The 22,793-nt window shown below is 33.9% G+C and carries 25 protein-coding genes, 1 pseudogene and 1 riboswitch; of the genes and pseudogenes, 19 read left to right on the top strand and 7 right to left on the bottom strand.

What is annotated here, in order from left to right; all coding sequences use genetic code 11:
- Window positions 1-395: 395 nt before the first annotated feature.
- Window positions 396-548 (bottom strand): annotated as a pseudogene (locus WMO19_RS07565) (helix-turn-helix domain-containing protein); the annotation flags it as partial.
- Between the two features lie 369 nt (window positions 549-917).
- On the opposite strand from WMO19_RS07565, the gene WMO19_RS07560 reads away from it, so the two are divergent.
- The 8 genes from WMO19_RS07560 (at window position 918) to WMO19_RS07525 (ending at window position 10,000) form a co-directional block, all read left to right on the top strand.
- Window positions 918-2,300, top strand: coding sequence for a sodium/glutamate symporter (locus WMO19_RS07560; protein WP_349171134.1), 1,383 nt, complete (start codon window positions 918-920; stop codon window positions 2,298-2,300).
- A 1-nt stretch (window position 2,301) separates the two neighbouring features.
- The gene (locus WMO19_RS07555) at window positions 2,302-3,423 is read left to right on the top strand and encodes a tyramine oxidase subunit B (protein WP_349171132.1); all 1,122 of its coding nucleotides are present in this window, start codon (window positions 2,302-2,304) and stop codon (window positions 3,421-3,423) included.
- Between the two features lie 82 nt (window positions 3,424-3,505).
- On the top strand, window positions 3,506-4,381 hold the full coding sequence (locus WMO19_RS07550) for a DMT family transporter (RefSeq protein WP_349171131.1): 876 nt from the start codon (window positions 3,506-3,508) through the stop codon (window positions 4,379-4,381).
- Window positions 4,382-4,403: 22 nt separating this feature from the next.
- The gene (locus tag WMO19_RS07545; RefSeq protein WP_349171129.1) at window positions 4,404-5,258 is read left to right on the top strand and encodes a MurR/RpiR family transcriptional regulator; all 855 of its coding nucleotides are present in this window, start codon (window positions 4,404-4,406) and stop codon (window positions 5,256-5,258) included.
- A 288-nt stretch (window positions 5,259-5,546) separates the two neighbouring features.
- A riboswitch (Lysine riboswitch) is annotated at window positions 5,547-5,714 on the top strand.
- A gap of 101 nt (window positions 5,715-5,815) precedes the next feature.
- Window positions 5,816-6,670 carry a transporter substrate-binding domain-containing protein gene (locus tag WMO19_RS07540; RefSeq protein ID WP_349171127.1) on the top strand — a complete coding sequence of 285 codons (855 nt, stop codon included), beginning with the start codon at window positions 5,816-5,818 and terminating at the stop codon, window positions 6,668-6,670.
- 17 nt (window positions 6,671-6,687) lie between these two features.
- On the top strand, window positions 6,688-7,458 hold the full coding sequence (locus WMO19_RS07535; RefSeq protein WP_349171125.1) for an amino acid ABC transporter permease: 771 nt from the start codon (window positions 6,688-6,690) through the stop codon (window positions 7,456-7,458).
- A 1-nt stretch (window position 7,459) separates the two neighbouring features.
- Entirely contained in the window at window positions 7,460-8,188 is a 729-nt protein-coding gene (locus tag WMO19_RS07530) for an amino acid ABC transporter ATP-binding protein (RefSeq protein WP_349171123.1), read from the top strand.
- Between the two features lie 327 nt (window positions 8,189-8,515).
- Window positions 8,516-10,000: an aldehyde dehydrogenase family protein gene (locus WMO19_RS07525; protein ID WP_349171121.1), complete on the top strand. Its 1,485-nt coding sequence runs from the start codon at window positions 8,516-8,518 to the stop codon at window positions 9,998-10,000.
- An 85-nt stretch (window positions 10,001-10,085) separates the two neighbouring features.
- On the opposite strand, the gene WMO19_RS07520 is transcribed toward WMO19_RS07525, so the two are convergent.
- A complete protein-coding gene (locus tag WMO19_RS07520; RefSeq protein WP_349171119.1) occupies window positions 10,086-11,309 on the bottom strand; it encodes a sodium/glutamate symporter in 1,224 nt (407 codons plus the stop codon).
- A gap of 255 nt (window positions 11,310-11,564) precedes the next feature.
- Here WMO19_RS07520 and hisS point away from each other — a divergent pair, with 255 nt between their 5' ends.
- The 7 genes from hisS to WMO19_RS07490 all read left to right on the top strand — a co-directional run bounded on the left by hisS (window position 11,565) and on the right by WMO19_RS07490 (window position 18,069).
- Window positions 11,565-12,872: a histidine--tRNA ligase gene (hisS, locus tag WMO19_RS07515; RefSeq protein ID WP_349171116.1), complete on the top strand. Its 1,308-nt coding sequence runs from the start codon at window positions 11,565-11,567 to the stop codon at window positions 12,870-12,872.
- Between the two features lie 271 nt (window positions 12,873-13,143).
- On the top strand, window positions 13,144-14,967 hold the full coding sequence (gene typA, locus WMO19_RS07510; RefSeq protein ID WP_435891056.1) for a translational GTPase TypA: 1,824 nt from the start codon (window positions 13,144-13,146) through the stop codon (window positions 14,965-14,967).
- Between the two features lie 22 nt (window positions 14,968-14,989).
- On the top strand, window positions 14,990-16,453 hold the full coding sequence (gene cls, locus WMO19_RS07505; RefSeq protein WP_349171114.1) for a cardiolipin synthase: 1,464 nt from the start codon (window positions 14,990-14,992) through the stop codon (window positions 16,451-16,453).
- 1 nt (window position 16,454) lies between these two features.
- Window positions 16,455-16,994, top strand: a complete 540-nt coding sequence (locus WMO19_RS07500) for a M48 family metallopeptidase (RefSeq protein ID WP_349171112.1) — start codon at window positions 16,455-16,457, stop codon at window positions 16,992-16,994.
- Between the two features lie 8 nt (window positions 16,995-17,002).
- On the top strand, window positions 17,003-17,218 hold the full coding sequence (locus WMO19_RS07495; RefSeq protein ID WP_019125458.1) for a hypothetical protein: 216 nt from the start codon (window positions 17,003-17,005) through the stop codon (window positions 17,216-17,218).
- A gap of 96 nt (window positions 17,219-17,314) precedes the next feature.
- Window positions 17,315-17,521, top strand: a complete 207-nt coding sequence (locus tag WMO19_RS09940) for a hypothetical protein (RefSeq protein WP_435891055.1) — start codon at window positions 17,315-17,317, stop codon at window positions 17,519-17,521.
- Window positions 17,509-18,069, top strand: a complete 561-nt coding sequence (locus WMO19_RS07490; protein WP_435891054.1) for a ZIP family metal transporter — start codon at window positions 17,509-17,511, stop codon at window positions 18,067-18,069. The genes WMO19_RS09940 and WMO19_RS07490 overlap by 13 nt, the downstream gene beginning before the upstream one ends.
- Window positions 18,070-18,113: 44 nt before the next feature.
- On the opposite strand, the gene WMO19_RS07485 is transcribed toward WMO19_RS07490, so the two are convergent.
- From WMO19_RS07485 to tpx, 3 genes are read right to left on the bottom strand one after another with little or no spacing between them, the layout of a single operon-like run.
- Window positions 18,114-18,467, bottom strand: coding sequence for a hypothetical protein (locus WMO19_RS07485; RefSeq protein WP_349171110.1), 354 nt, complete (start codon window positions 18,465-18,467; stop codon window positions 18,114-18,116).
- A gap of 33 nt (window positions 18,468-18,500) precedes the next feature.
- On the bottom strand, window positions 18,501-18,980 hold the full coding sequence (gene rlmH / locus WMO19_RS07480) for a 23S rRNA (pseudouridine(1915)-N(3))-methyltransferase RlmH (RefSeq protein ID WP_349171137.1): 480 nt from the start codon (window positions 18,978-18,980) through the stop codon (window positions 18,501-18,503).
- On the bottom strand, window positions 18,980-19,480 hold the full coding sequence (tpx, locus tag WMO19_RS07475; protein WP_070611583.1) for a thiol peroxidase: 501 nt from the start codon (window positions 19,478-19,480) through the stop codon (window positions 18,980-18,982). The genes rlmH and tpx overlap by 1 nt, the downstream gene beginning before the upstream one ends.
- A gap of 171 nt (window positions 19,481-19,651) precedes the next feature.
- Here tpx and WMO19_RS07470 point away from each other — a divergent pair, with 171 nt between their 5' ends.
- Entirely contained in the window at window positions 19,652-20,044 is a 393-nt protein-coding gene (locus tag WMO19_RS07470) for a hypothetical protein (protein WP_349171108.1), read from the top strand.
- A gap of 19 nt (window positions 20,045-20,063) precedes the next feature.
- Entirely contained in the window at window positions 20,064-20,489 is a 426-nt protein-coding gene (locus tag WMO19_RS07465) for a hypothetical protein (RefSeq protein ID WP_349171106.1), read from the top strand.
- 61 nt (window positions 20,490-20,550) lie between these two features.
- On the opposite strand, the gene WMO19_RS07460 is transcribed toward WMO19_RS07465, so the two are convergent.
- Window positions 20,551-20,676, bottom strand: a complete 126-nt coding sequence (locus WMO19_RS07460; RefSeq protein ID WP_349171105.1) for an OadG-related small transporter subunit — start codon at window positions 20,674-20,676, stop codon at window positions 20,551-20,553.
- A 10-nt stretch (window positions 20,677-20,686) separates the two neighbouring features.
- Window positions 20,687-21,799 carry a sodium ion-translocating decarboxylase subunit beta gene (locus WMO19_RS07455; protein WP_311566039.1) on the bottom strand — a complete coding sequence of 371 codons (1,113 nt, stop codon included), beginning with the start codon at window positions 21,797-21,799 and terminating at the stop codon, window positions 20,687-20,689.
- 213 nt (window positions 21,800-22,012) lie between these two features.
- Between WMO19_RS07455 and WMO19_RS07450 the strand changes: the two genes are divergently transcribed.
- Both WMO19_RS07450 and WMO19_RS07445 read left to right on the top strand, forming a co-directional pair.
- Window positions 22,013-22,210, top strand: coding sequence for a type II toxin-antitoxin system HicA family toxin (locus WMO19_RS07450; protein ID WP_332086804.1), 198 nt, complete (start codon window positions 22,013-22,015; stop codon window positions 22,208-22,210).
- 34 nt (window positions 22,211-22,244) lie between these two features.
- On the top strand, window positions 22,245-22,655 hold the full coding sequence (locus WMO19_RS07445) for a type II toxin-antitoxin system HicB family antitoxin (protein WP_332086805.1): 411 nt from the start codon (window positions 22,245-22,247) through the stop codon (window positions 22,653-22,655).
- The last annotated feature ends 138 nt before the right edge of the window (window positions 22,656-22,793 follow it).

Raw genomic sequence — 22,793 nt, 5'->3', positions numbered from 1 at the left:
AAATGCGTATAAGTGCAATTTTTTTATATAAAAATATCTGTTAGAGATTTACTCCCCAACAGATATTATAGAGCCTTCTTTTTGTTGTTCTTGTTAGGTTTTCTTTTTTAGCTTAAGCGCCAGGTCTATATTCTTTGTTTTCAACAGACCTTTATCTATCCAGTTATACATGTTTTTACTGATGGGATTTCATTGTCATTAAAAAGCTTATTTCTTTTTGCATAACCTACGCAGGCGTCAACAGACAACTTTTCTTTAAGAATCTTCTCATCTACCCAATTTAAAAATTTTTCACACGTTAAAAATTTAGGTCTTCTTCCACAATTTTTTCTATTTTCAAGATATATTCTATGATTAAGGTCAGCGAAGTATTTTACATCTTCATAAACATAAACTTAGTTTTTTTGAACTACTTGTCTCTTTTGAATAACGCTAGCTTTTTTTACTGCATTGTTTATTGTTTGATGACATCTCCCCAATTTTTTAGCAATTTGTCGATTGCTATATCCTTCTCCTTTATACGGCTCTATTAAAATCATTTCTTTTTCTGAAAGATGGCTTCATTTAATGTTTATATTTGTGCTAATATTTTTATAAGGCATGTAATTCTCCTTTGTGAATCTAGTTTTTTAGTCATTACTAATATATCACAAAGTTTACATGACTTTTTTAGTTTTATTCGGCTAACTTCATTTTACAATCTACAAAAATAAAAAATTTTAATGCATTAAAATTATAAAAAAGTATTGACATAAATTTAAAACAATGATATATATATTATTGTAATAAACGTTACATATGTATTAAAAATTACAAAATAAAAAAATAAAAGGAGTGAATTATATGATTTGAATTACTAGTTTTATAAAAATATAATCTTGTAAAAAATAATTTATGTATGGAAAAGGAGGGACTTTATGATTCCAATTAATGAGTTTAACGGACAACACCTAGATTCTATATTTATTTACTTATCAATCCTAGGAATTTTATTGTTATTAGGTACTATAATAAGGTCTAAAATAATTGCTTTAAAAAGGTGGCATATACCTTCATCTTTAATAGCGGGAGTTATAGGGCTTATTTTGGGACCGTTTTTTCTTGGAGTGATACCGAAAGAAATGACTACATTTTGGTCTGCATTATCTGGCAGATTAATAGTTCTTGTTTTCGCACCAATGATGATGGGCAAAATTTCTAAACCAGAAAAAAGTTTAATGAAAGATGTTACAGGTTCAATCTTATGGTCATTCTCTGCATCTTTCTTGCAGTATGCAGTTCCAATCTTATTATGTGCATTATTCTTAACACCTGTTTTTAAAGTTAATCCATTATTTGGATCAATAGTTGAACAAGGTTGGGCTGGTGGACATGGAACAGCAGGAGGCATGGGTCAAGTTTTTGAAGAATTAGGATTTCCAGATGGAGCTTCACTATCTCTTACATCAGCTACTGTTGGTCTTGCTTTTGGTATTATTGTCGGGACCGTTTTAATTAATATTGCTGTAAGAAATGGAGAAGCTAAGCTAATAAAAAACTATACAGGAACTTTTTCAGATGATGAAAGAGAACTTTTTGGAGTTGATGAAGCACCAGTTGGAATGAAAAACACAGTTAGTTCTTCAGTTGTAGATTCATTAGCTTTTCACCTTTCTATGTTAGGTTTAGCAATATTGATAGGCTGGATAATAAATAAATTAATAAAATCATTAATTAATTTCTCAGTTGCTTGGTTTGTAACATCATTATTCGGTGGCATGATTGTTAATATATTAATTAATAAAATCGGATATGGAGACTATATTGATAAAAATACATTAGGTAGAATACAAGGAACAGCAATGGATTTTTTAGTTGCTGGAGCGATTGCATCAGTTAATGTCCCAGTAGTCATAGAATATGCTGTACCATTAATAATTCAACAAGTACTAATGGCTGTATGCATGCTATTCTGGTTTCAATATATTGGCAGAAAATCATTTGAAAATAACTGGTTTGAAAATACCATAGTATTATTTGGTACTTTTTGTGGCGTAGCCGCAACAGGTTTACTCCTTTTAAGAGCATGTGATCCAGATTTCAAATCAGGCGTAACAGAAGTCTATGCAGGTAGAGCACCATTCACCAGTCCTTTCATAGGTGGAGGACTATTGACATCAATAACACCAGGATTGATAGTCAAATTTGGTTCGCTAAAAGTAGGCTTAATTTATTTATTAGGTATAATCATATGTATGATTATATATAGAATTACAGGCGTGTGGGGAAGAACACACACATATATTACAAAGGAGGATTAATATGACAGCTAGAGTAGAGTTTTTATACTTATCTGAAGAAGATATGATTAAGGCAGGAGTGCAAGATATTTCATCATGTATAGACATTATTGACGAAGTATATAAGATAATAGGACAAGGGGATTACCTTATGGGAGGAGTAAACGGAAACTCGCATGGAGTAAAGCTTCAATTTCCAAAAGAAAGCAAGTTTAAAAATATGCCACTAGATGGTCCAGATAGAAGATTTATGGCTATGGTCGCTTATTTAGGTGGAAGATTTGGAATTTGTGGTGAAAAATGGTATGGATCTAATGTTGATAACATTGAAAAAGGATTACCTAGATCAATACTTATGGTTGTATTAAATGACGCAATTACAGGGGCTCCACTTGCTATAATGTCAGCGAATTTAATAAGCTCTATGCGAACAGGAGCATCACCTGCCGTAGGGGTTAGACATCTAGGAAACAAAGACTCAACAAGATTAGCTGCAATTGGTGCAGGTCCAATAAGTAGAGCTTGTATAAGAAGTATATTAACTGAATCTAAATCTATTACAGAACTAGTAATTTATGATTTATTCGAAGACAAATCAAAGCATCTAATTGAACAAATGGAAAAAGAATTTGGAGTAAAAGGGATTGTTGCAAAATCAACTGAAGAAGCATTAAAAGAATCTGACATAATCAGTGTTGCGGCATCTAGACTTAGACCTGTAAATATAAATCCTGAGTTTTTAAAAGAAGGGGCATTAATACTACAGACTGGTGGTATGACAGCGCCTGATGATTATTGGCTAAATTCTGATATTGTTCTAGATAATCCTTTGATGCATAAGGCATACATGGAAGATGCAAAAAGAACAGGCGATGCGGAAAATACCTATAAGGAAATTATGGGGGGTAATATATACTCATTGGTTGATAGGAAAGAATTGCCTGATCTTAATGAATTTAAAACTTTAGGCGAAATAGCATTAAAAGAAGAAACATATACTAGAAATAAAAAAAGGTTTACGCACTTTATCTCAGGTGGACAAGCAGTATTTGATTTGGGCTGGTCTTTTGAAATATACAAACGTGCACTAGAGAAAAATATTGGACAGAAACTACTTTTATGGGATAAACCAGCAGGTGTTTAATAAAAAGAAGCTAAATGGGCGATTTATTCGCCCATTTAGTAACTAAATATATTAAAAATGGTAGATTCACAAAGGAGACAGTATGAAGAAAAAAAATTTCATGTATGCTATTATATCAGCATCTATTTTTGGATTAATGCCTTTTATGACAATTGTAATGTATAATTATGGATGTAATAGTTTATCAGCAGTTTTTTATAGATTTTTTTATTCAGCTCTAGTTTTATATGTGCTTGCATTAAAGGAAAGCAAAGGTAAATTAACGTATACAAAAAAAGAACTTAAGCAACTAATGTTTTTATCATTAAATTTCATATTAACACCTATATTTTTATTTGCGTCATATACCTATATTAATTCAGGCGTATCAACAACATTGCACTTTCTATATCCTGTAATTATAGCAATTACACACATTATAATATCACATACCAAAGTCAAACTTAATGAAATTCTATCTTTAGCTTCAGCTTCAATTGGAATAGTATTATTAATTGATATAAAAGGAGAGGCGAATATTTATGGTGTAGTATTAGCCATTTTATCGGCTATCACATTTGCAATTTATTCAATTTATTTTGAATTAAGTGGATTAACCAAAATGGGTTCTTATAAATTATCTTTCTTTACAGCAAGTTCAACTTCATTAACAGCACTAATTTTATGTTTAGTAAAGGGAGAGTTTTTCTTTATTTTGGACAAAAATTTTATTCTATTCTCGATAATTTATTCTCTTTTAATTTTATTCTTTGGAATACTCTATTACCAAAAAAGTATAAGGATTATTGGTGCAAAAGACACCTCAATATTAAGTACACTGGAACCAGTAATAAGTGTATTTATTGGGACATTTTTTTTAGGTCAAAAAACTAATCTAAAAATGCTTTTAGGAGTAATTTTTATAATAATTTCTGCTATAATTGTATTAATGTTTAATGTTTCTAAAGAGAATGCATAGAATTAATACAAAGGTGGAAAAAGTGAAAATAGATTTGAAAGTAAGTACAGGGACTATTGAAAAGTTAACAAAAAAACAAAAAGATATTTATTTTTATATAAACAATAATCCTGAAATTGTTGCCTATAGCACTGTATTAGAATTGTCTAAAAATATTGGTGTTAGTACTGCATCAATAGTTAGATTTTGTCAAAAAATTAATTTCAAAGGTTATAAGGATTTGCAAGAATATATCAATAAGATTATATTATCCGAATTAAGCTTACCTATAAAGTTTGAAAAGAAAATAATAAAACAAGAACAAAAAAAAATGGATAACGATATGCTAATAAACGCAATGAATAATTCTATAAATAATATTATTGAAACTTACGAAAAGCTTGATGTTGATGTTACAAAAGATGTAGTAAAAGAAATAGTTTCATGTAAAAAAGTATATGTCATTGGTCTGAGAGAGTCTTATGCACTAGCCCACTATATGTATACAAGACTAATAACGATTTTACCAAAAGTAGAAATATTAAATGGAGATGGAAGCTTACTATTTCCAGAAAACATAAATAATATAGAGGAAAATTCTGTAATAATTTTTTTCCTTTTTCCTAGATATACTAAATTATCCATAACTTTAATTGAAGAGTTAAGCAAATTAGAAACAAGCAAAATACTACTTTTTAATAGTATTGAAGATATAGGAATTGATGAAATGGTTGATTATACAATATTGTGCAGCACAAAATCTGTATTTTATAAAAATTGTCAAGTGGCTACAATTTCTTTAATTGATACAATAGCTATGTTGATAGCATCAGAAAATAAAGAAAACTCTTTGCAATATGTAACAAAGTTAGAAAGGTTTTTAAAACTAAGTATATAGATTATGTAATTATTATAAAAAAGGGATTCGCCAATGAATTGAATCCGTAAACATGGACAAATTTAACAATATATTAAGCGGAATGTAACCTATAATTTATAGGGGACATTTCTTCTAATTGGCTCTATGTCAAAATGTTAGGAGCCTAAAAATTTTTTTGCAGCTTGAGAATATAAATAAAGTAATAAATTTTAGGAGAAAAATAAAAAAATTTAAAGAAAAAAAGTCCTTGACTTTTATTAGGCTCCTATATATAATTGATGAAACAATTAAATACATTGTATTGAAAAATACGATAGAGGAGCGGACTTTATCAGTAATCTTTTAGAGCAAGACCATGCAGTGAAGAAAGATGAAAGGAAATTTCGCCGAAGTGTATTAATGGTAAGTTAATATGCTGGGCATGCAAACAATATTTGCATGACTGTCACAAATATGTGGGGAGCTATCTAAAGTTAAATACTTTGTCTTATATTTAGACATCTTTAACAGTTTGGTTTTCCAGACTGTTTTTTTTATTACTTTTTATAGCCACCGAGAATTTACGGAGGTATATCATGAATTTAAGAAAGAATGTAGCAAAAGTTTTAGTGGTAGGTGCTTTAGCAAGCACAATGTTTTTAACAGCTTGTAATCCAAAGGGCGACGGAGGTTCAGCTGCGGCACCAGCAGATTCTGACACTTTAAAAGTTGGAATGGAATGTGACTATGCACCTTTTAACTGGACACAAACTGGTGAGGAACATGGCTATGCAATTTCAACTGGCGGCTATGCTGGTGGATACGATGTTGAAATCGCAAAGAAAATTGCTGAGTCCATGGACAAGAAACTTGAAATTGTAAAAACTGAATGGAATGGTCTTACTCCTGCCCTAACTTCTGGCAAGATTGATCTTATTATTGCAGGTATGAGTCCAACTGCTGAGAGAAAAGAAACTATTGACTTCTCCAACACTTATTACACATCAGACCTTGTAATTGTAGTTAAAAAGGATTCTCCTTATGCAAATGCAAAATCAATCCAAGATTTTAAGGGAGCAAACATCACTGGACAACTTAACACTTTCCACTATGATGTAATTGATCAAATCGAAGGTGTAAATAAGTCAACAGCTCTTGAAACTTTCCCAGCTATGATAGTTGCCCTTAGAAGTGGAAAGATTGACGGATATGTTTCTGAAAGACCAGGCGCACTTTCTGCTACTTCTGCAAATAATGATTTAACTTTTGTAGAATTTGAAGAAGGCAAGGGCTTTGAAGCTTCAACTGAAGACACTTCTATTTCAGTTGGAGTTAAAAAGGGAAATCAAGAACTTTTAGACAAAGTTAACGACGCACTTTCAAAAATTTCTGAAGATGAAAGACAAAGCATAATGGAAGAAGCTGTGGCTAATCAACCACTTAGCGAATAAAGCATAGGAGAAAAAAGATGCCAGAAAGTTTTTTTGGATGGATTGGATTTTTAATAAAGGAATATGGTTCCCTCTTTCTTGATGGAACTCTTAATACCATTATAATTGCCGTTATAGGCACCTTAATTGGTTTCTTAATAGGTCTTTTAATTGCAATTATAAGAACTATAAAAGTAAATAAAAAATCTTCAGCCTTTAAGAGGGGACTTCTAAAAGTTGTAAATGCCATAATTACAGTTTACATTCAAGTAATTAGGGGAACGCCTATGATGGTACAAGCCATGATGTTTTACTATGGCTCTCTACAATACTTTAACTTAAATATGGCAGCCATGCCTTCAGCCCTTATTATTGTATCTGTAAATACAGGTGCCTACATGGCTGAAATCATAAGGGGTGGAATTATTTCTGTTGACAAGGGTCAAACTGAAGGAGCACTTTCCATAGGTATGACTCATTGGCAAACTATGACAGAAGTTGTACTTCCTCAAGCTGTAAGAAATATTATCCCGTCTGTGGGCAATGAATTTATTGTAAACATAAAGGATTCTTCTGTTTTAAATGTAATTTCTGTTTCAGAATTATTCTTTATTTCAAAATCAGCAGCAGGAACTTATCTAAGATACTTCGAAGTTTTCTTTATCACAGCCTTAATTTATCTAGTGCTTACTATAACAGTGAGCCAAGCTATGAAGCTTATTGAAAAGAAAATGGATGGCGACGGAACTTACAAGATTTACGGTTCTCAATCTACAGCAGAAGTTATTGAAGTAAAGGAAGAGGTGTGATATGGAATACATTTTTGAAATAGAAAATTTAGAAAAAAGCTTTGGAGATAATGAAGTTTTAAAGGACATAAATTTTAAAGTCAAAAAGGGCGAAGTTGTTTCAATAATTGGTTCCTCTGGCTCAGGCAAGTCAACCCTTCTCAGGTGTATAAATCTCTTGGAAGAGCCCAATGGTGGCAAGATAAAATATCATGGAGAAAATATTTTAGATGATGTTTCTATAAATAATTACAGGACAAAGGTTGGCATGGTATTTCAATCCTTTAACCTCTTTAACAACATGAGCGTCCTTGAAAACTGTGTAATAGGACAAGTTAAGGTCTTGAAAAAATCTCGCGAAGAGGCAGTAAAGCTTGCAGAAGAATTTTTGCAAAAGGTTGGCATGTATCCCTTTAAGGATGCAAAGCCTACATCCCTATCTGGTGGACAAAAGCAAAGAGTTGCCATAGCAAGATCTCTTGCCATGAATCCAGAAGTTCTTCTCTTTGACGAACCAACATCAGCTCTTGACCCAGAAATGGTAAATGAAGTTTTAAATGTCATGCGTGACTTGGCAGAAGAGGGACTTACCATGCTTGTTGTAACTCATGAGATGGGCTTTGCAAGAGATGTGTCTAACAGAGTTCTCTTCATGGACAAGGGAGTTATTGCAGAAGACGAAGACTCCAAGGAATTTTTCGCAAATCCAAAGACAAAGAGGGCAAAGGAATTTTTGTCCATGGTTTTATAAATTTATTAAAGGTAAAAGCTCGAAAGGGCTTTTATTTTTTTGTAAAATTTTAGAGGCAATAAAATTTCTAGAGCTGAAATAATTTTTTAAGTGAAAAAATATTAAGAAATAGAAAAAATTTTTTTCGGATTGCAAAATGTTAAGAGATGAAGAAAGATTAATAGATAGAAAGAATTTTTGTGAGAGGAAAATTTTAGGATTGGTTTTATAAGTTTCCACCATGTAAAACTTTGTTAAAAAAATAATATAGGTTTTAAATAAATTACGGGGGGTATTTCTTATATAGAAGCTTTTTATGATGTATTAAATTGAGATAAGGAGTGTAATATGACAAAACCAAAAATTAATCTTGATAAAAAATACGGCCTATTTATTGGCGGAGAATTTGTTGAAGGCGAAAGTGGCGAAATGCTTGATGTTTATTGCCCAGCCGATGGAGAACTTTTAGCAAAGATCACACAAGCATCTGAAAAAGATGTTGATAGAGCTGTTGAAGCCGCTTGGGAAGGCTTCAAGGACTACAAGAAGACAAATAGATATGAAAGGGCAAAAATTTTAAATAAAATTGCCGACATAATTGACGAAAATGCTGAACACCTTGCCATGGTAGAAACCCTAGACAATGGCAAGCCAATTAGAGAAACAAGAAATGTTGATATTCCTCTAGCATCTGAACACTTTAGATACTTTGCAGGAGCAATTTTAGCTGAAGAAGGCACTGCCAATGCCATTGACGAAAACACTTTATCAATTGTACTTCGTGAACCTCTTGGAGTTGTTGGTCAAATTATTCCATGGAACTTCCCATTCTTAATGGCAGCATGGAAATTATCACCAGCCCTAGCAGCAGGCGATGCTGTTGTAATTAAACCATCTTCAACTACTTCACTATCACTTCTTGAACTAATGAAGCTAATTAAAGATGTTGTGCCAAAGGGAGTTATCAATGTAGTAACTGGCTCTGGCTCAAAATCTGGTGAATATTTACAACACCATGAAGGTCTATCAAAACTTGCCTTCACTGGTTCAACAGAAGTTGGCTACAAGATTGCAAGCGCAGCAGCAGACAAATTAATCCCTGCTACACTAGAACTTGGCGGAAAGTCAGCAAATATTTTCTTTGACGACTGCGACATGGAACTAGCCCTAGATGGACTTGCTATGGGGATTTTGTTTAACCAAGGTCAAGTATGCTGTGCAGGCTCAAGAGTTTTCGTTCAAGAAGACATTTACGATGAATTTATAGAAAAGGCAATTAAAAAATTTGCAGGCATTAAAGTTGGACTTCCTTGGGAAGAAGACACTCAAGTTGGTGCCCAAGTAAATAGATCACAAACTGAAAAAGTTCTTGGCTATGTAGAAGTTGCTAAAAAAGAAGGAGCAACAATTGCCGTAGGTGGCGAAAAAGCTACAAAGAATGGCACAGAAAATGGCTACTTCACAATGCCAACTCTAATCACAAATGCAAACAACGACATGAAAGTTGCAAGAGAAGAAATCTTTGGACCAGTTGCTGTTGTAATTAAGTTCAAAGATGAAGAAGATGTTATAAGAATGGCAAACGACTCTGACTACGGTCTAGCAGGCGCTGTTTGGACAAGAGACATCAACAAGGCAATAAGAGTTGCAAGAGGCGTTGAAACTGGAAGAATGTGGGTTAACACTTATAACCAACTACCTGCAGGAGCACCTTTCGGAGGCTATAAGACATCTGGTATAGGTAGAGAAAACCACAAGATGATGCTTGATGCATATTCACAAGTTAAAAATATTTTTATAAACACTTCTGAAAAACCATCAGGACTATACTAAAAACTAGAAAAAAATAGAATAATTTAAAAAGAGGGCTGTAGTAAAAACTATAGCCCTTTTAAAATCTTCAAAATTTTATTAAATTTTACATACCTGCGCCCATTTTTGTTGCTATATCCAAGAAGGTTGTAATAATAAAGGCATTTGTAATATTTGAAATAAATCCACCAATTACTGGAACAACGAAGAAGGCAAGCTTTGAGTATCTGTACTTGTCGCAGACAGTCTTCATTGTAGTCATTGAAACTGGCACGGCACCTGTAGAGAAACCAAGGTGACCTACTGCCATTACTGCTGAGTCGTAATTCTTGCCAAGAAGTCTGAAAGTTAAGAAGTAAGTGAATACTAGTACAAGAACAATTTGAGCAAGAAGAAGGACAATAAGTTGAGGTCCAAGGTCTGCTAGTTGCCACAATTTCATTGTTACAATTGACATTGAAACAAAGAGTGCAAGGGAAAAGTCTCCCACTGTGTCAATTGCTTCTAATAGACTATCTTCTACTCTTCCAGTCTTGTCTAAGAAGACTCTCACAAGGATACCACCAAGCATACAGTTTACATGAATTGGAATATTGATGTCATAGTGTTGCCATACTAAGAAAAATAATTCACCAATACCACAGGCAAGAACTAGCATATTTACTGCTGAGATTACATTATTTTTGTTCATCATAACAGTTTTTGCAGTGTCAACTATTGTGTTTTGCTTATTGTCTAGTTCTGGATCTTCAAAGCCAAATCTTTTTACCAAAAAGTTACCGTAAGGTCCACCAATTAGTGAACCGGCAATAAGTCCAAAGGTAGCAGATGCTATTGCAACTTCCATAGCAGCTTTTTGTCCTGCCTTAACAGCTATTGGCGCAAAACTTGCAGCGTTTCCATGACCACCAGTCATAGGTATTGAGCCAGTCATCATAGAGATAAGTGGATGAACATGAAGTAAATGACCTACTCCAAGAGCTACAGTGTTTTGACAAATGGCAAGTAAGGCTGCCAAAAAAGCAAATATAACTACCAGCTTTCCACCTTGCTTTAAAAGTGAAAGGCTGGCTGCTGCACCACTTGCAGCAAAAAATAAGCAATAAAATAAAGTGTTAACAGTTTTAAAGTCGAAGTCTGGCTCTATAATTCCTGCATAGTATAAGATCATTGTAATTATTGAAATTATAGTTCCTCCAACTACTGCTGATGGCAAGCAATATTTAACAAGAATAGGGAATTTCTTTCTTAGAAAATCTCCTAGATAAATACCAAGTATAGCAAGAAGTAAAACTTCGAACATTCCAAATTCTACATTTATTCTTTCCATTTTTTTCCTCCCAAAAAAAAATTCATTGAGACCATAATGAATATTATTCTCAACTTTGTAATTATAAAATAAAAAAGAACTAGAGTCAAAAAAAATTAATGAAATTACTAAAATTTTTTTAAAGTTTGAATTTATAAGCTAAGTGCAACAAAAAATACTTTCCTTTAATACTAGGCAAAAGTACAAAAAGTAAAGATTATGTGATAAAATAAAATTAATAATAAATTATAAATAATAAAAAATAGGAGTGATATCATGAGTATAGTGAAACCTTCAACCCTTCCAGGATTTATGGAACTGCTACCAAAGGAACAAATTCTCTTTAACGAGATGAAAGACATAATTAGAGACAATTTTGAAAAACATGGTTTCTTGCCAATAGATACGCCAGTTATAGAAAAATCTGAAGTGCTGCTCGCCAAGGGCGGCGGAGAAACTGAAAAGCAAATTTACAGATTCCACAAGGGAGACACAGACATGTCCCTTAGATTTGACCTTACAGTTCCTCTAGCAAGATACACTGTAGAGCACATGAACGACCTATCCTTCCCTTTTAAAAGATATCAAATAGGAAAGGTATATAGGGGCGAAAAAGCTCAAAAGGGTCGCTTTAGAGAGTTTTATCAATGCGATATCGACACAATTGGTATGGGGGAACTTTCCCTAGTAAATGACGCAGAATTTCCAGTTGTAATTTATCACACTTTTAAAGATTTAGGCTTTACAGATTTTACAATTCACCTAAACAATAGAAAAATTTTAAAGGGATTTTTCGGCTCTCTTGGCATTGAGGATTCAATGAATGTTTTGAGAACTGTAGATAAAATCGACAAAATTGGCGAAGAAAATGTCTTGTCTGAGCTTGCTGAACTTGGCGTTACTAAGGAAGCTGGCGAAAAGATTCTTGAATTTATTAAAATCAAGGGCAGTACAGATGAAATTATAAAAGCCCTAAATGATCTTAAAATTGAAAATGAAGTTTTCCTTGAAGGCCTTGACGAAATAAGTCAAGTTGTTGGATACATGAGGGACTTTGGCATAGACGAAAATTGTTTTGACATCGACCTTAAAATCGCAAGAGGACTAGATTATTACACAGGCACAGTTTATGAAACTACTCTTGATAATTATCCAAATATTGGCTCAGTTTGCTCTGGCGGAAGATACGAAGACCTTGCAAGTTACTACACTGACAAAGTTCTTCCAGGTGTTGGAATTTCCATTGGACTTTCAAGACTTTTCTATCAATTAAATGAAGCAAAGATTATTTCTAGTGAAGAAAAATCCCTAGTTGATTTGTTGATCATCCCAATGGATGACTGTCTACACGATGGCATAAAGCTTTTAAGTGAACTATTAGAAAAGGGAGTAAAAGTTTCTGTCTACACTGAATTTGCCAAGTTAAAGAAAAAATTTAAGTATGCCGACCAAACTAAGGTAGACTATGTAATTGTTCTTGGCGAAGAAGAAGTCAAGAGCAGAAAATATTCTTTGAAGAATATGAAGAGTGGAGATCAGGAAGAAGTAACTTTTGACGAATTAGTAGAAAAATTTAGTAAATAATTGCGACTCCTTTGAAAAAGCTTCCTATTCGGTCGCTGGCTAAGACTTGAGTTGCTTGCTTGCAAGCTTACTAAGTCTTGCCCATGAATTTTTGCTTGCAAAAATCCACGTACAACTAGAACATTCCAATCGTGACTCATCACGATTGTCGTTAGCATTAAAATTTTTTGAAGAAAAGCTTAAAAAATACAAGAAATCGTGCAACTTATGTTGCACTTTTTTTTATTTAAGCTTAAAATAGGATAGAAGTTTGAAGAAATGAGATGAGATTTTGAAAAGAGAAGATATTAGAAATATAGCAATCATTGCCCATGTCGATCATGGCAAGACTACACTTGTAGATGCGCTACTTAGACAATCAGGTATTTTTAGAGATAATCAACAAGTTAACGAGAGAGTTATGGACTCCAACGACATTGAAAGGGAAAGAGGTATTACAATTCTTTCCAAAAACACTGCCGTAAACCACAATGGTGTTAAAATCAACATCATTGACACGCCAGGACACGCTGACTTCGGAGGAGAAGTTGAACGTGTGCTTAAAATGGTAAATGGAGTTGTATTACTTGTTGATGCCTTTGAAGGTCCAATGCCTCAAACAAAATTTGTTTTGAAAAAATCTTTTGAGCTAAACCTTCCTGTTATTGTCTGCATAAATAAGGTAGACAGACCAGAAGCCAGACCTCTTGAAGTTGTTGACGAAGTTCTCGATTTATTTATTGAGCTTGGCGCAGACGACGAAATTTTGGAATGTCCTTTTGTCTTTGCATCAGCAAAACAAGGTATAGCTGCCCTTGATTTAGATGATAAGATGGAATCCATGGATCCACTTTTTGAAACTATTATTAAGTACATCCCTGCACCAGAAAATAGGGACGACGAACCTTTTAAACTTTTGATTTCAACAATTGACTACAACGAATATGTTGGAAGAATTGGTATTGGAAAAATTGAACAAGGTATTATTCAAGAAAACGACAAACTTGTAAGAGTTAATAAATTAAAACCGGACTTTAAAGAAAGCATAAAAATTGCACAAATTTATGAATTTGAAGGTCTTAATAGGGTTGAAGTTGACTCATCAAGATCAGGATCTATTGTTGCAGTTACAGGAATTGAAGACATCAACATTGGAGATACTATTACATCAACTGAAGACACTGAAGGTCTTGAATTTGTAAAAATTTCTGAGCCAACAATTTCCATGAACTTTTCTGTAAATGATTCACCCTTTGCAGGTAGAGTTGGCAAGTTCTTGACATCAAGACAAATCAAAGCAAGACTTAATAGAGAACTACAAACTGATGTTGGGCTAAGAGTTGAAGAAACTGACACTACTGATTCTTTTAAGGTGTCTGGTAGAGGAGAACTTCACCTTTCTGTTTTAATCGAAAACATGAGGCGTGAAGGCTACGAATTCCAAGTTTCTAAGCCACAAGTTTTATACAAGTTTGACGAAAATGGCAAAAGGCTTGAGCCAACTGAAAGAGTTACAATTGATGTTGACAGTGTTTACGCAGGTTCTGTCATAGAAAAACTTGGCAGAAGAAAGGGCGAACTTGTTAATATTATTGAGCCTAATGGCGGTTACCAAAGACTTGAATTTATCATTCCTTCAAGGGGACTTATTGGTTACAGAACTGAATTTATGACTGACACTAAGGGCAGCGGAATTTTAAATTCCATCTTCGAAGCCTATGTGCCATATAAGGGCGAAATCCCAAGAAGAGTTAATGCTTCCATTGTTTCCTTTGATACAGGCGTGGCATCAACTTATGGACTTAACAATGCACAAGAGAGAGGAACTCTTTTTGTTGAACCAGGGGAAGATGTTTACGAAGGTCAAGTTGTAGGTGAATCTCCAAAGGGAGTTGAAATTGAAGTTTCTGTAACAAAGGCAAAGAAGCAAACCAATGTCAGAGCTTCTGGTTCAGACGAAGCTTTGAGACTTTCTCCTGTTAGAAAGATGAGCCTTGAAGAAGCCCTTGAATTTATTGAAGATGATGAACTTATAGAAATTACTCCAAATGAGTTTAGACTTAGGAAGAAAATCCTAGATTCACAACAAAGATACAAATCAAAGAAAAACAAATAATAAAAAATAACAGAGGTGTTCCATGTTTAATGCATATTTTGGAATGTTTAAAAACTTTGCCCAAGTTTATTCATTACTATTTATTGTAAATGTATTAATTTCAGGATTTATTATCCTATACGACAATAAAAAACCAATTTCTACCCTACTTTGGGTAATGGCAATAAATTTTTTGCCAGTAGTTGGCTTTATCCTCTACCTTTTTATAGGTCTGGACATTTCGAAATCAAAAATGTTTGAGGGAAAAACTAAGGCTGACATGATTCTTGAAAAGGAATCTGAGTATCAGCTTAGACAAATTAAAGAGGGTCAATTTGACTTTTCCAATGACAGGACCAAAAATCATCTTGACATGGTAGAGATGTTTAATCGTGCTGAAGATGAAATTCTCTACACCAACAATAGGGTCAAGGTCTACAATGAAGGCGAAAGCAAATTTGAAGATCTATTTGCCGATTTAAGGCAGGCAAAGCACACAATTTATGTTCAATACTACATTTATAAATCTGACGAACTTTCCACTGAATTTACAAATATTTTAAAGGAAAATGCGAGAGAAGGCCTAGATGTCTACCTCTTAATTGATGGAATGGGAATTAGGAAGATGACTTTAAGGGATATAAAAGACTTAAAGGAGGCAGGAGTAAAATTTGGCATCTTCTTCCCAGGACTTATCTCAAAGATCAACACCCGCATCAACTATAGAAACCACAGAAAAATCGTAGTTATAGACAAGAGAATAGGCTATGTAGGTGGCTTTAATGTTGGCGACGAATATGTATCCAAGGGACCTATGGGCTTTTGGAGAGACACTCACCTTAGAATTGTGGGACCAGCAGTTAATGGACTTGCCTGGAGATTTTTCTTGGACTTTAAATTTGCATCAGAGGATTACACTAAGGGATTTACCACAGAGCTTTTCCCTGAAATAGAAGATGGGGTTGACATAAATATTGTAACCAGTGGACCTGACACCAAGGCAGACTCCATAAGAAATGGCTACGAAAAATTAATCACATCTGCCAGAAAAGAAGTCTACATCCAAACACCTTACTTTGTGCCAGACGAAGGACTTCTAAAGGCATTAAAGGTTGCAGCCCTATCTGGCGTTGAAGTTCACTTGATGTTCCCAAAAAAGAGAGACCATGTCTTTGTTCACTGGGCATCCCTTTCCTTTATGGGAGAACTTTTAAAGTGGGGGGCTCATGTTTACCAATATGAAGGCGGTTTTCTCCACACCAAGGTAGTTATATCAGACGACTACCTATCAAGTGTGGGTACAGCAAACTTTGACATAAGGTCTTTTGAACTAAACTTCGAAGTAAATGCCTTTATATATGACGAAGAGATAAATAAAAAATTAAAGGAAGACTTTATGGAAGACTTGAAGTCCTGCACAGAGATAACTCCAGAAATCTACAACAATAGGTCTAAGTTCACAAAATTTAGGGAGTCCATCTCAAGACTATTGTCACCACTTTTATAAAATGGAAATAGAAATAAATAGAAAAAAGGTAAAAAACCTTCGAATAAGGGTAGAAGATGGTATAATAAAGGTGTCGGCACCAATTAGAACAAGTGAAAGAGAAATAAAGAGGATCCTAGAAAACAACAGGGACACTATTGAAAGACTAAAAGAAGAGGATCTAAGGAAAAGACATTACAAAAATCATCTCTTTGGCGAAAAATTAGAAATCACATCGGAAAAAGAACTAGAAAAAATTTATAGGGCTGAACTAAAAAAAGCCTTAGATGAAATTTTTGAAAAATACGAAAAGCTTACGGGGCTTTCGCCAAAATCTGTTGAGATAAGGAAGATGAAAGTGAGATGGGGCACTTGCTATCCACAAAGTGGTGCCATAAAAATAAATCTTTATCTGGCAGAAAGACCCAGAGACCAAATCGAGGCAGTGGTCCTACACGAGCTTGTCCACTTAAAATACTTTTACCACGACAAAAAATTTTTGGAAGAGTGCAAAAAGTATATGCCAAATTACGAAGAAATTGAAAGAGACTTAAAGAGATAGGTGATGAAATGAAAAAAGCATTAAAAATAATAGGAATAATCGCCCTAGTGGTAATTCTCATGAAACTTTTTAATATTTCAATATTTGTTGGAAATCAAAAAATTGATAGACAGCTAATTATTCAAGGAATAAGAAATTTTAACCTTGGAGATCTCTATGACAAAGTAACAAATTTCTTCAATGAACTTGTAGGTGGAATAAAAAGAGCAGTAGGCAGTTTATAAATTATAAATATAAAAAAATTAGCACGCTTGGCGTGCTTTTTTGATGCAGTAAAAATTTGTCCCTTACTTATGTTATAATAAAAAGCAGGTGAGAAAATGAACATGACTTTTATTATCCTGGGCTGTATAGTGCCAGGACTTATGACTGGGGTTGGTGCAATCCCCATATTTTTTGCAAAAGATGTAAGCCAAAAGGCACTAGATGTGCTTCTTGCAGCAGCGGCAGGAGTAATGCTTGCTGCAACTTGCTTTCTCTTATTATACCAAGCCTTGAAGCAGGTGAGGGCAAGATGGGAGTTCTAATAACGGGGCTGGGAATTTTTTGCGGTGCACTTATGCTTGATTTAATAGATAGGTATGCACCACATGAGCATTTAATAGATAAGAAACATGAGGGAGTAAATGTAAAAAATCTATCTAAAATTTGGCTCTTTGTAATAGCAATAGCAATCCACAATTTTCCAGAGGGACTTGCCACTGGAGTTGGATTTGGCGGAGACAATATGTCCAATGGACTTTCCGTTGCCTTTGGTATTGCCCTTCAAAATATGCCTGAGGGACTTGCCGTTGCCCTTGCTCTTGTTAGGGAAGGTTACACTCGAAGTAAGGCCTTTGCAGTGGCAACTTTGACTGGGCTCGTTGAACCCATTGGAGCCTTTTTGGGAGTTTGGCTTGTGTCAATTTTTTCTTCCACACTTGGCTTTATACTTGCCCTAGCAGGAGGTGCCATGCTCTTTGTAATTAGCGACGAAATAATACCAGAGACCCACAACAATGGCTACGAGAGAGCCGCAACTTATGGCGTCATCTTTGGTTTTATCCTCATGATGTTTTTAGATGCATTAATTTAAGATGCAAAAATACCTCACAACTTTTTTAAGTCATGAGGTATTTTTTATTTTATCCTTGCATTTATATTTATTTCAAAGGAGTTTTCGTCGAGAAAATCTTCCCGCATCTCCACAGCTTCTGTGAAATAAATTTCTGCCTCATCTAAAAAATAAATTGGGTGGATGCCGTCTGCCAACTTCAAGTCAGCATTTGTCCTCACATGGCCATAGGAGATTATTTCGCCCACTGCGTGATATTTTAAAATTAAGTCCTTGCCAAGTTTTTTCATGTAGCTTGGCTTTTTGTAGTCTATGGACATTTCAGCCAAGGTGGAAATTATTTTTTCTTCTAAATTTATATCCACTGCCTTTAATTTTTTCATAAATTCTTCTGTCTTATAGGTATTTACATTTATCATGTAAGAGTCAAAGGAAAAAATCATTTTATCGCCTCACTTGTGGTAGGGGTGGTTATTTATTATTCTAAAGGCTCTATAGATTTGCTCCATTAAGATGACCCTCATTAGTTTGTGGGGGAAGGTCATCTTTGAGAAGCTTAGCTTGTAGTCTGCCCTTTTTAAAACTTCATCAGAGAGTCCTAGGCTGCCGCCAATGATAAAAGTTATATTTGAGTAGCCGTCAATCATGAGGTCATTTATTTTACCTGCAAAGGCGATAGAGTCAAGGCTCTTTCCCTCAATGGCAAGGGCAATGACATAGGCGCCATCCTTTATCTTGGATAAAATTTTTTCGCCCTCAATATTTTTAACCCTCTCCATGTCCTTTTCCGATAAGTTTTCAGGGCAGGGCTCGTCCATAATTTCAAAAATGCTTAAATCGGCATAGGACTTAAGCATTTTTTTGTACTCATTTATTGAATCTTTAAAATAATTTTCCTTGATTTTGCCAAGTACGATTAAATTAATATTTATCATTTTAATTTTTTAACTTCTTCAAGAGCCTTTTCAAAGTTTACTTCGTTAGTTACTTCTGGAACATATTCAACATAGGCAACCTTTCCGTCTCTGTCAACAATTACAACGCCACGAGCAAGAAGTTTAAATTCTTCAATCATGAAGCCGTATTTTTCACCAAATTCTCTGTATCTGTAGTCAGAAACTATGTCTGCGTTTTCGATTCCCTTAACTGAACAGAATCTTTCTTGTGCAAAAGGAAGGTCAACTGTTACAGTTACGATTTTTACATCATCAGATAATTTTGTAGCTTCTTCGTTAAAAGTTGTTGCTTGGATAGCACAAACTGGTGTGTCAATTGATGGTGCAACTGAATAAACTACGATTTTGCCCTTTAAGTCAGCTGAATTAAAATCAGATAAATCTCTTTTAACTGCCTTAAATTCAGGAGCCATATCTCCAACTTTGATTTCTTTACCTTCTAAGTTTACTTTATTTCCGCCAAATGTTATATCCATTGTAATTACCTCCAAAAAATTATTTACTTTAATTTACACTACATTTATATCCATTTTTATTTAATATTAACAAGGGATTGAAATAAAATAATAAAATTTGGGTAAAATATATAAAAGAAAATTTACTTAATTAAATAAAAGGTGGTACATATAAAAAAACTTTTTAAAACTTTGCTTTTAATTTTTGTTGGTGGAATAATCTTTACAGGATGCACAGGCAAGGATGATCTTCTTCCAGACAAAAAAATTAGCGATGTCACTTGGACTTTGGAAAGCATGACAAAAACAGACGACGGAGTAAAGATAACTAACGACGTGGCTATTAAATTTGACAAGAAAAATTTTGTCATGACTGATAGGTCTAATGCCATAGACTATACTGGCACTTATGAATTAAAAAAAGCTGACACAGGCTACCAAGTAATAATGAAGTTTGATGACTTTGAAGAAACTGTGATTGCTGGTTATGGCATGAAAACTGAGAAGGACAAGGACCCTGTGCCAAATTTAGTTTTTGAAGATAAGGGAAGGACCTACTCCTTTATAGGTGAAGAAGAAAAATAAGTAAATAAAAGAGGTATTTATGAAAAAAATTTTTAAATCTTTACTCTTAGTTTTTGTAATGGGAATGTTGGGAATTTTTTTATCCGCTTGCCAAGGAGACAATGAACTTCTTCCAGACAAAAAAATTTACAATGTTAATTGGACAATTGAGGACATGACAAGGATGGAGGATGGTAAAAAAGTAGATAATGACATGGCAATAAAGTTTGACAAGAAAAACTTTGTCATGACTGATAGAAATAATGCCATGGACTTTACTGGCGCCTATAAGTTAAAAAAGGCAGGCGCTGGCTATGAAGTCATAATGAAATTTGACGACTTAAAGGAGCCTGTGACGGGGATTTATGGCATGAGAACTTATAAGGATAAAGACCCTAAACCCGATTTAGTATTTGACCACTGGGACACAAGGTATTCTTTTATCGGGGAGTACAAGGATAAATAAAAAAAGAACTGTTGGATTTGTCTTTCCAACAGTTTTTTCATGTCTATTAATTTTACAAAAATTATTTTTCCTTAAAAATTTTTAACATTATCTTTGTGGAGATGTAGAAGAGTATTAGGACTGCGAAAACTCCAGCGAGGCCCCAAATTGCAACTTCCACTCCCTCCATAAATACATTTGTGTCCATTTTATCACCTCTACATAAACATTGGCACTAGAGCCAAGATCATTGAACCTGCAACTACTGAGCCAAGTTGACCTGCCACATTGGCTGACATGGCTTGCATAAGGACAAAGTTAGTTGGGTCTTCCTTTGCCGCCATCATTTGCACAACTCTACCAGACATAGGAAAGGCTGAGATGCCAGCTGCGCCAATCATTGGGTTGACCTTTGTCTTTAAAAATAAGTTTAAAAATTTTGCAAAGAGAACGCCACCTGCTGTGTCAAAGATAAAGGCAACAAGTCCCATGGCAAGAATCATAAGTGTGTGAATGTTTAAAAAGGCATCGGCAGACATAGTGCCACCAATTGTTATGCCCAGCAAAATTGTAACTAGGTTCGAAAGTTCATTTTGGGCAGAAATTGAAAGTCTTTCAAGAACTCCGCAAACTCTGATTAAGTTTCCAAACATGAGAGCGCCAATAAGGGCAACAGACATTGGTGCAATAATTCCAGCTATTACTGTTATGACAATTGGGAAGAGAATTTCAACTTTTTTTGGCACATGAACAGTAGTGTACTTCATTCTGATTTTTCTCTCTTTTTCAGTTGTGAGAAGTTTAATAACTGGTGGCTGAATAATTGGAACGAGAGACATATAGGAGTAGGCAGCCACAGAAATTGGTCCAAGATAATTTGGCGCAAAGACCTTGGCAACATAAATTGAAGTAGGACCATCTGCCGCACCGATTATGCCAATTGATGCTGCTTCTGGTAGTGTAAATTTACCCGTTGAAATTGCAAAAAGCATTGTGGCAAAAATTCCAAACTGCGCCGCTGCTCCAAAGAAGAGCATAAAGGGCGATGCAATAAGTGGTTTAAAGTCGATCATGGCGCCCACGCCGATGAAGATTAAAACGGGGAAGAGCTCTGTTGCAATCCCTGCCTTATATAAAATCGTCAAAAAACCTTCTTCGCCCACGGCTGATGATAGGGGAATGTTAGAAATAATTGCTCCAAAACCAATGGGAAGAAGAAGTGAGGGTTCGTATTGTTTTTCAATGGCAAGGTAAATTAAAATTCCGCCAATGACAAACATGACTAAGTGTTTAACTTCGAGATTTAAAATCCCAGATAAAAGTGTTTCCATTTGACCTCCTTAATATTTTTACATGCAAAGTAATATAACATAAAGACTAAAAATATTCAATTTTTGCAGAAAAAGAAAATTTATTGTATTTCATTTTATAAAATAAAAAAAATTAAAGTCGCTTTAATAAAATTTATCTCTTTATTTAAGATATAATGTATTTGACATTGGTTAAACCTATGTTATAATTATTTTTGTAAGGAGGACATCCTTATGAAGAGTTATAACTCAAGAGAGCTTTTTAAAATTGCAAGATCAAAGGGGTTCAGGCTAGATAGAGTTAGCGGAAGTCATCATATTTTCGTTAATGACAAAACTGGAGCAGTGGTAGTAATACCTCATCCCAGAAATAATTTTCCAAGCGGGACACTAAAAAAGATTTTGAAAGATTTAGGGGTGGATAGCCCCTAAAAGCTCTCTAAAATTCTTCGAAAAGGAGAAAAAAATGAAAAACAAAGATAATGTAACATATTTAGCAATATTTACTAAAGAAGATAATGAATATAACATTGAAATCCCAGCTCTTCAAGGGGGATATACTTTTTCATCGACAATTGAAGAAGGAATATCTTATTGCCAAGAAGTTATAGGATTAATTTTATCTGATGAAAAATATAAAAAAGAGCCCTTTCCAGAAGATGTAAAAATAGAAAACATAAAATTAAAGGACAATCAATTTTTTGTATTTGTAAATGTTTATCTTCCGTATCAATTTTCTCTTGTTAAAGAAGTTTACAAAAATAAAATGTTGACAATCCCAACTTGGCTAGAAGCTCTTGCAAAAAATAAAAATATAAATTTTTCCAGAGTTCTACAAGAAGGTCTGAAGAAAGAATTGAACATAAAAGAGCTATAAAAAATTTAATCTTGTTGCCTTTGTGCTTATATTTTATCAATTTGTACGCACAAATACAACAAAAATTATTTTAATTAAAATTATTTATCTTAATTCATAAGCTTAAAATTGATTTATAATAATGTATATGATATTTTT

The sequence above is a fragment of the Peptoniphilus hominis (ex Hitch et al. 2025) genome, from assembly GCF_040096015.1.
GTDB lineage: Bacteria > Bacillota > Clostridia > Tissierellales > Peptoniphilaceae > Peptoniphilus_A > Peptoniphilus_A hominis.
This window is presented reverse-complemented; position numbering and strand designations above follow the sequence as displayed.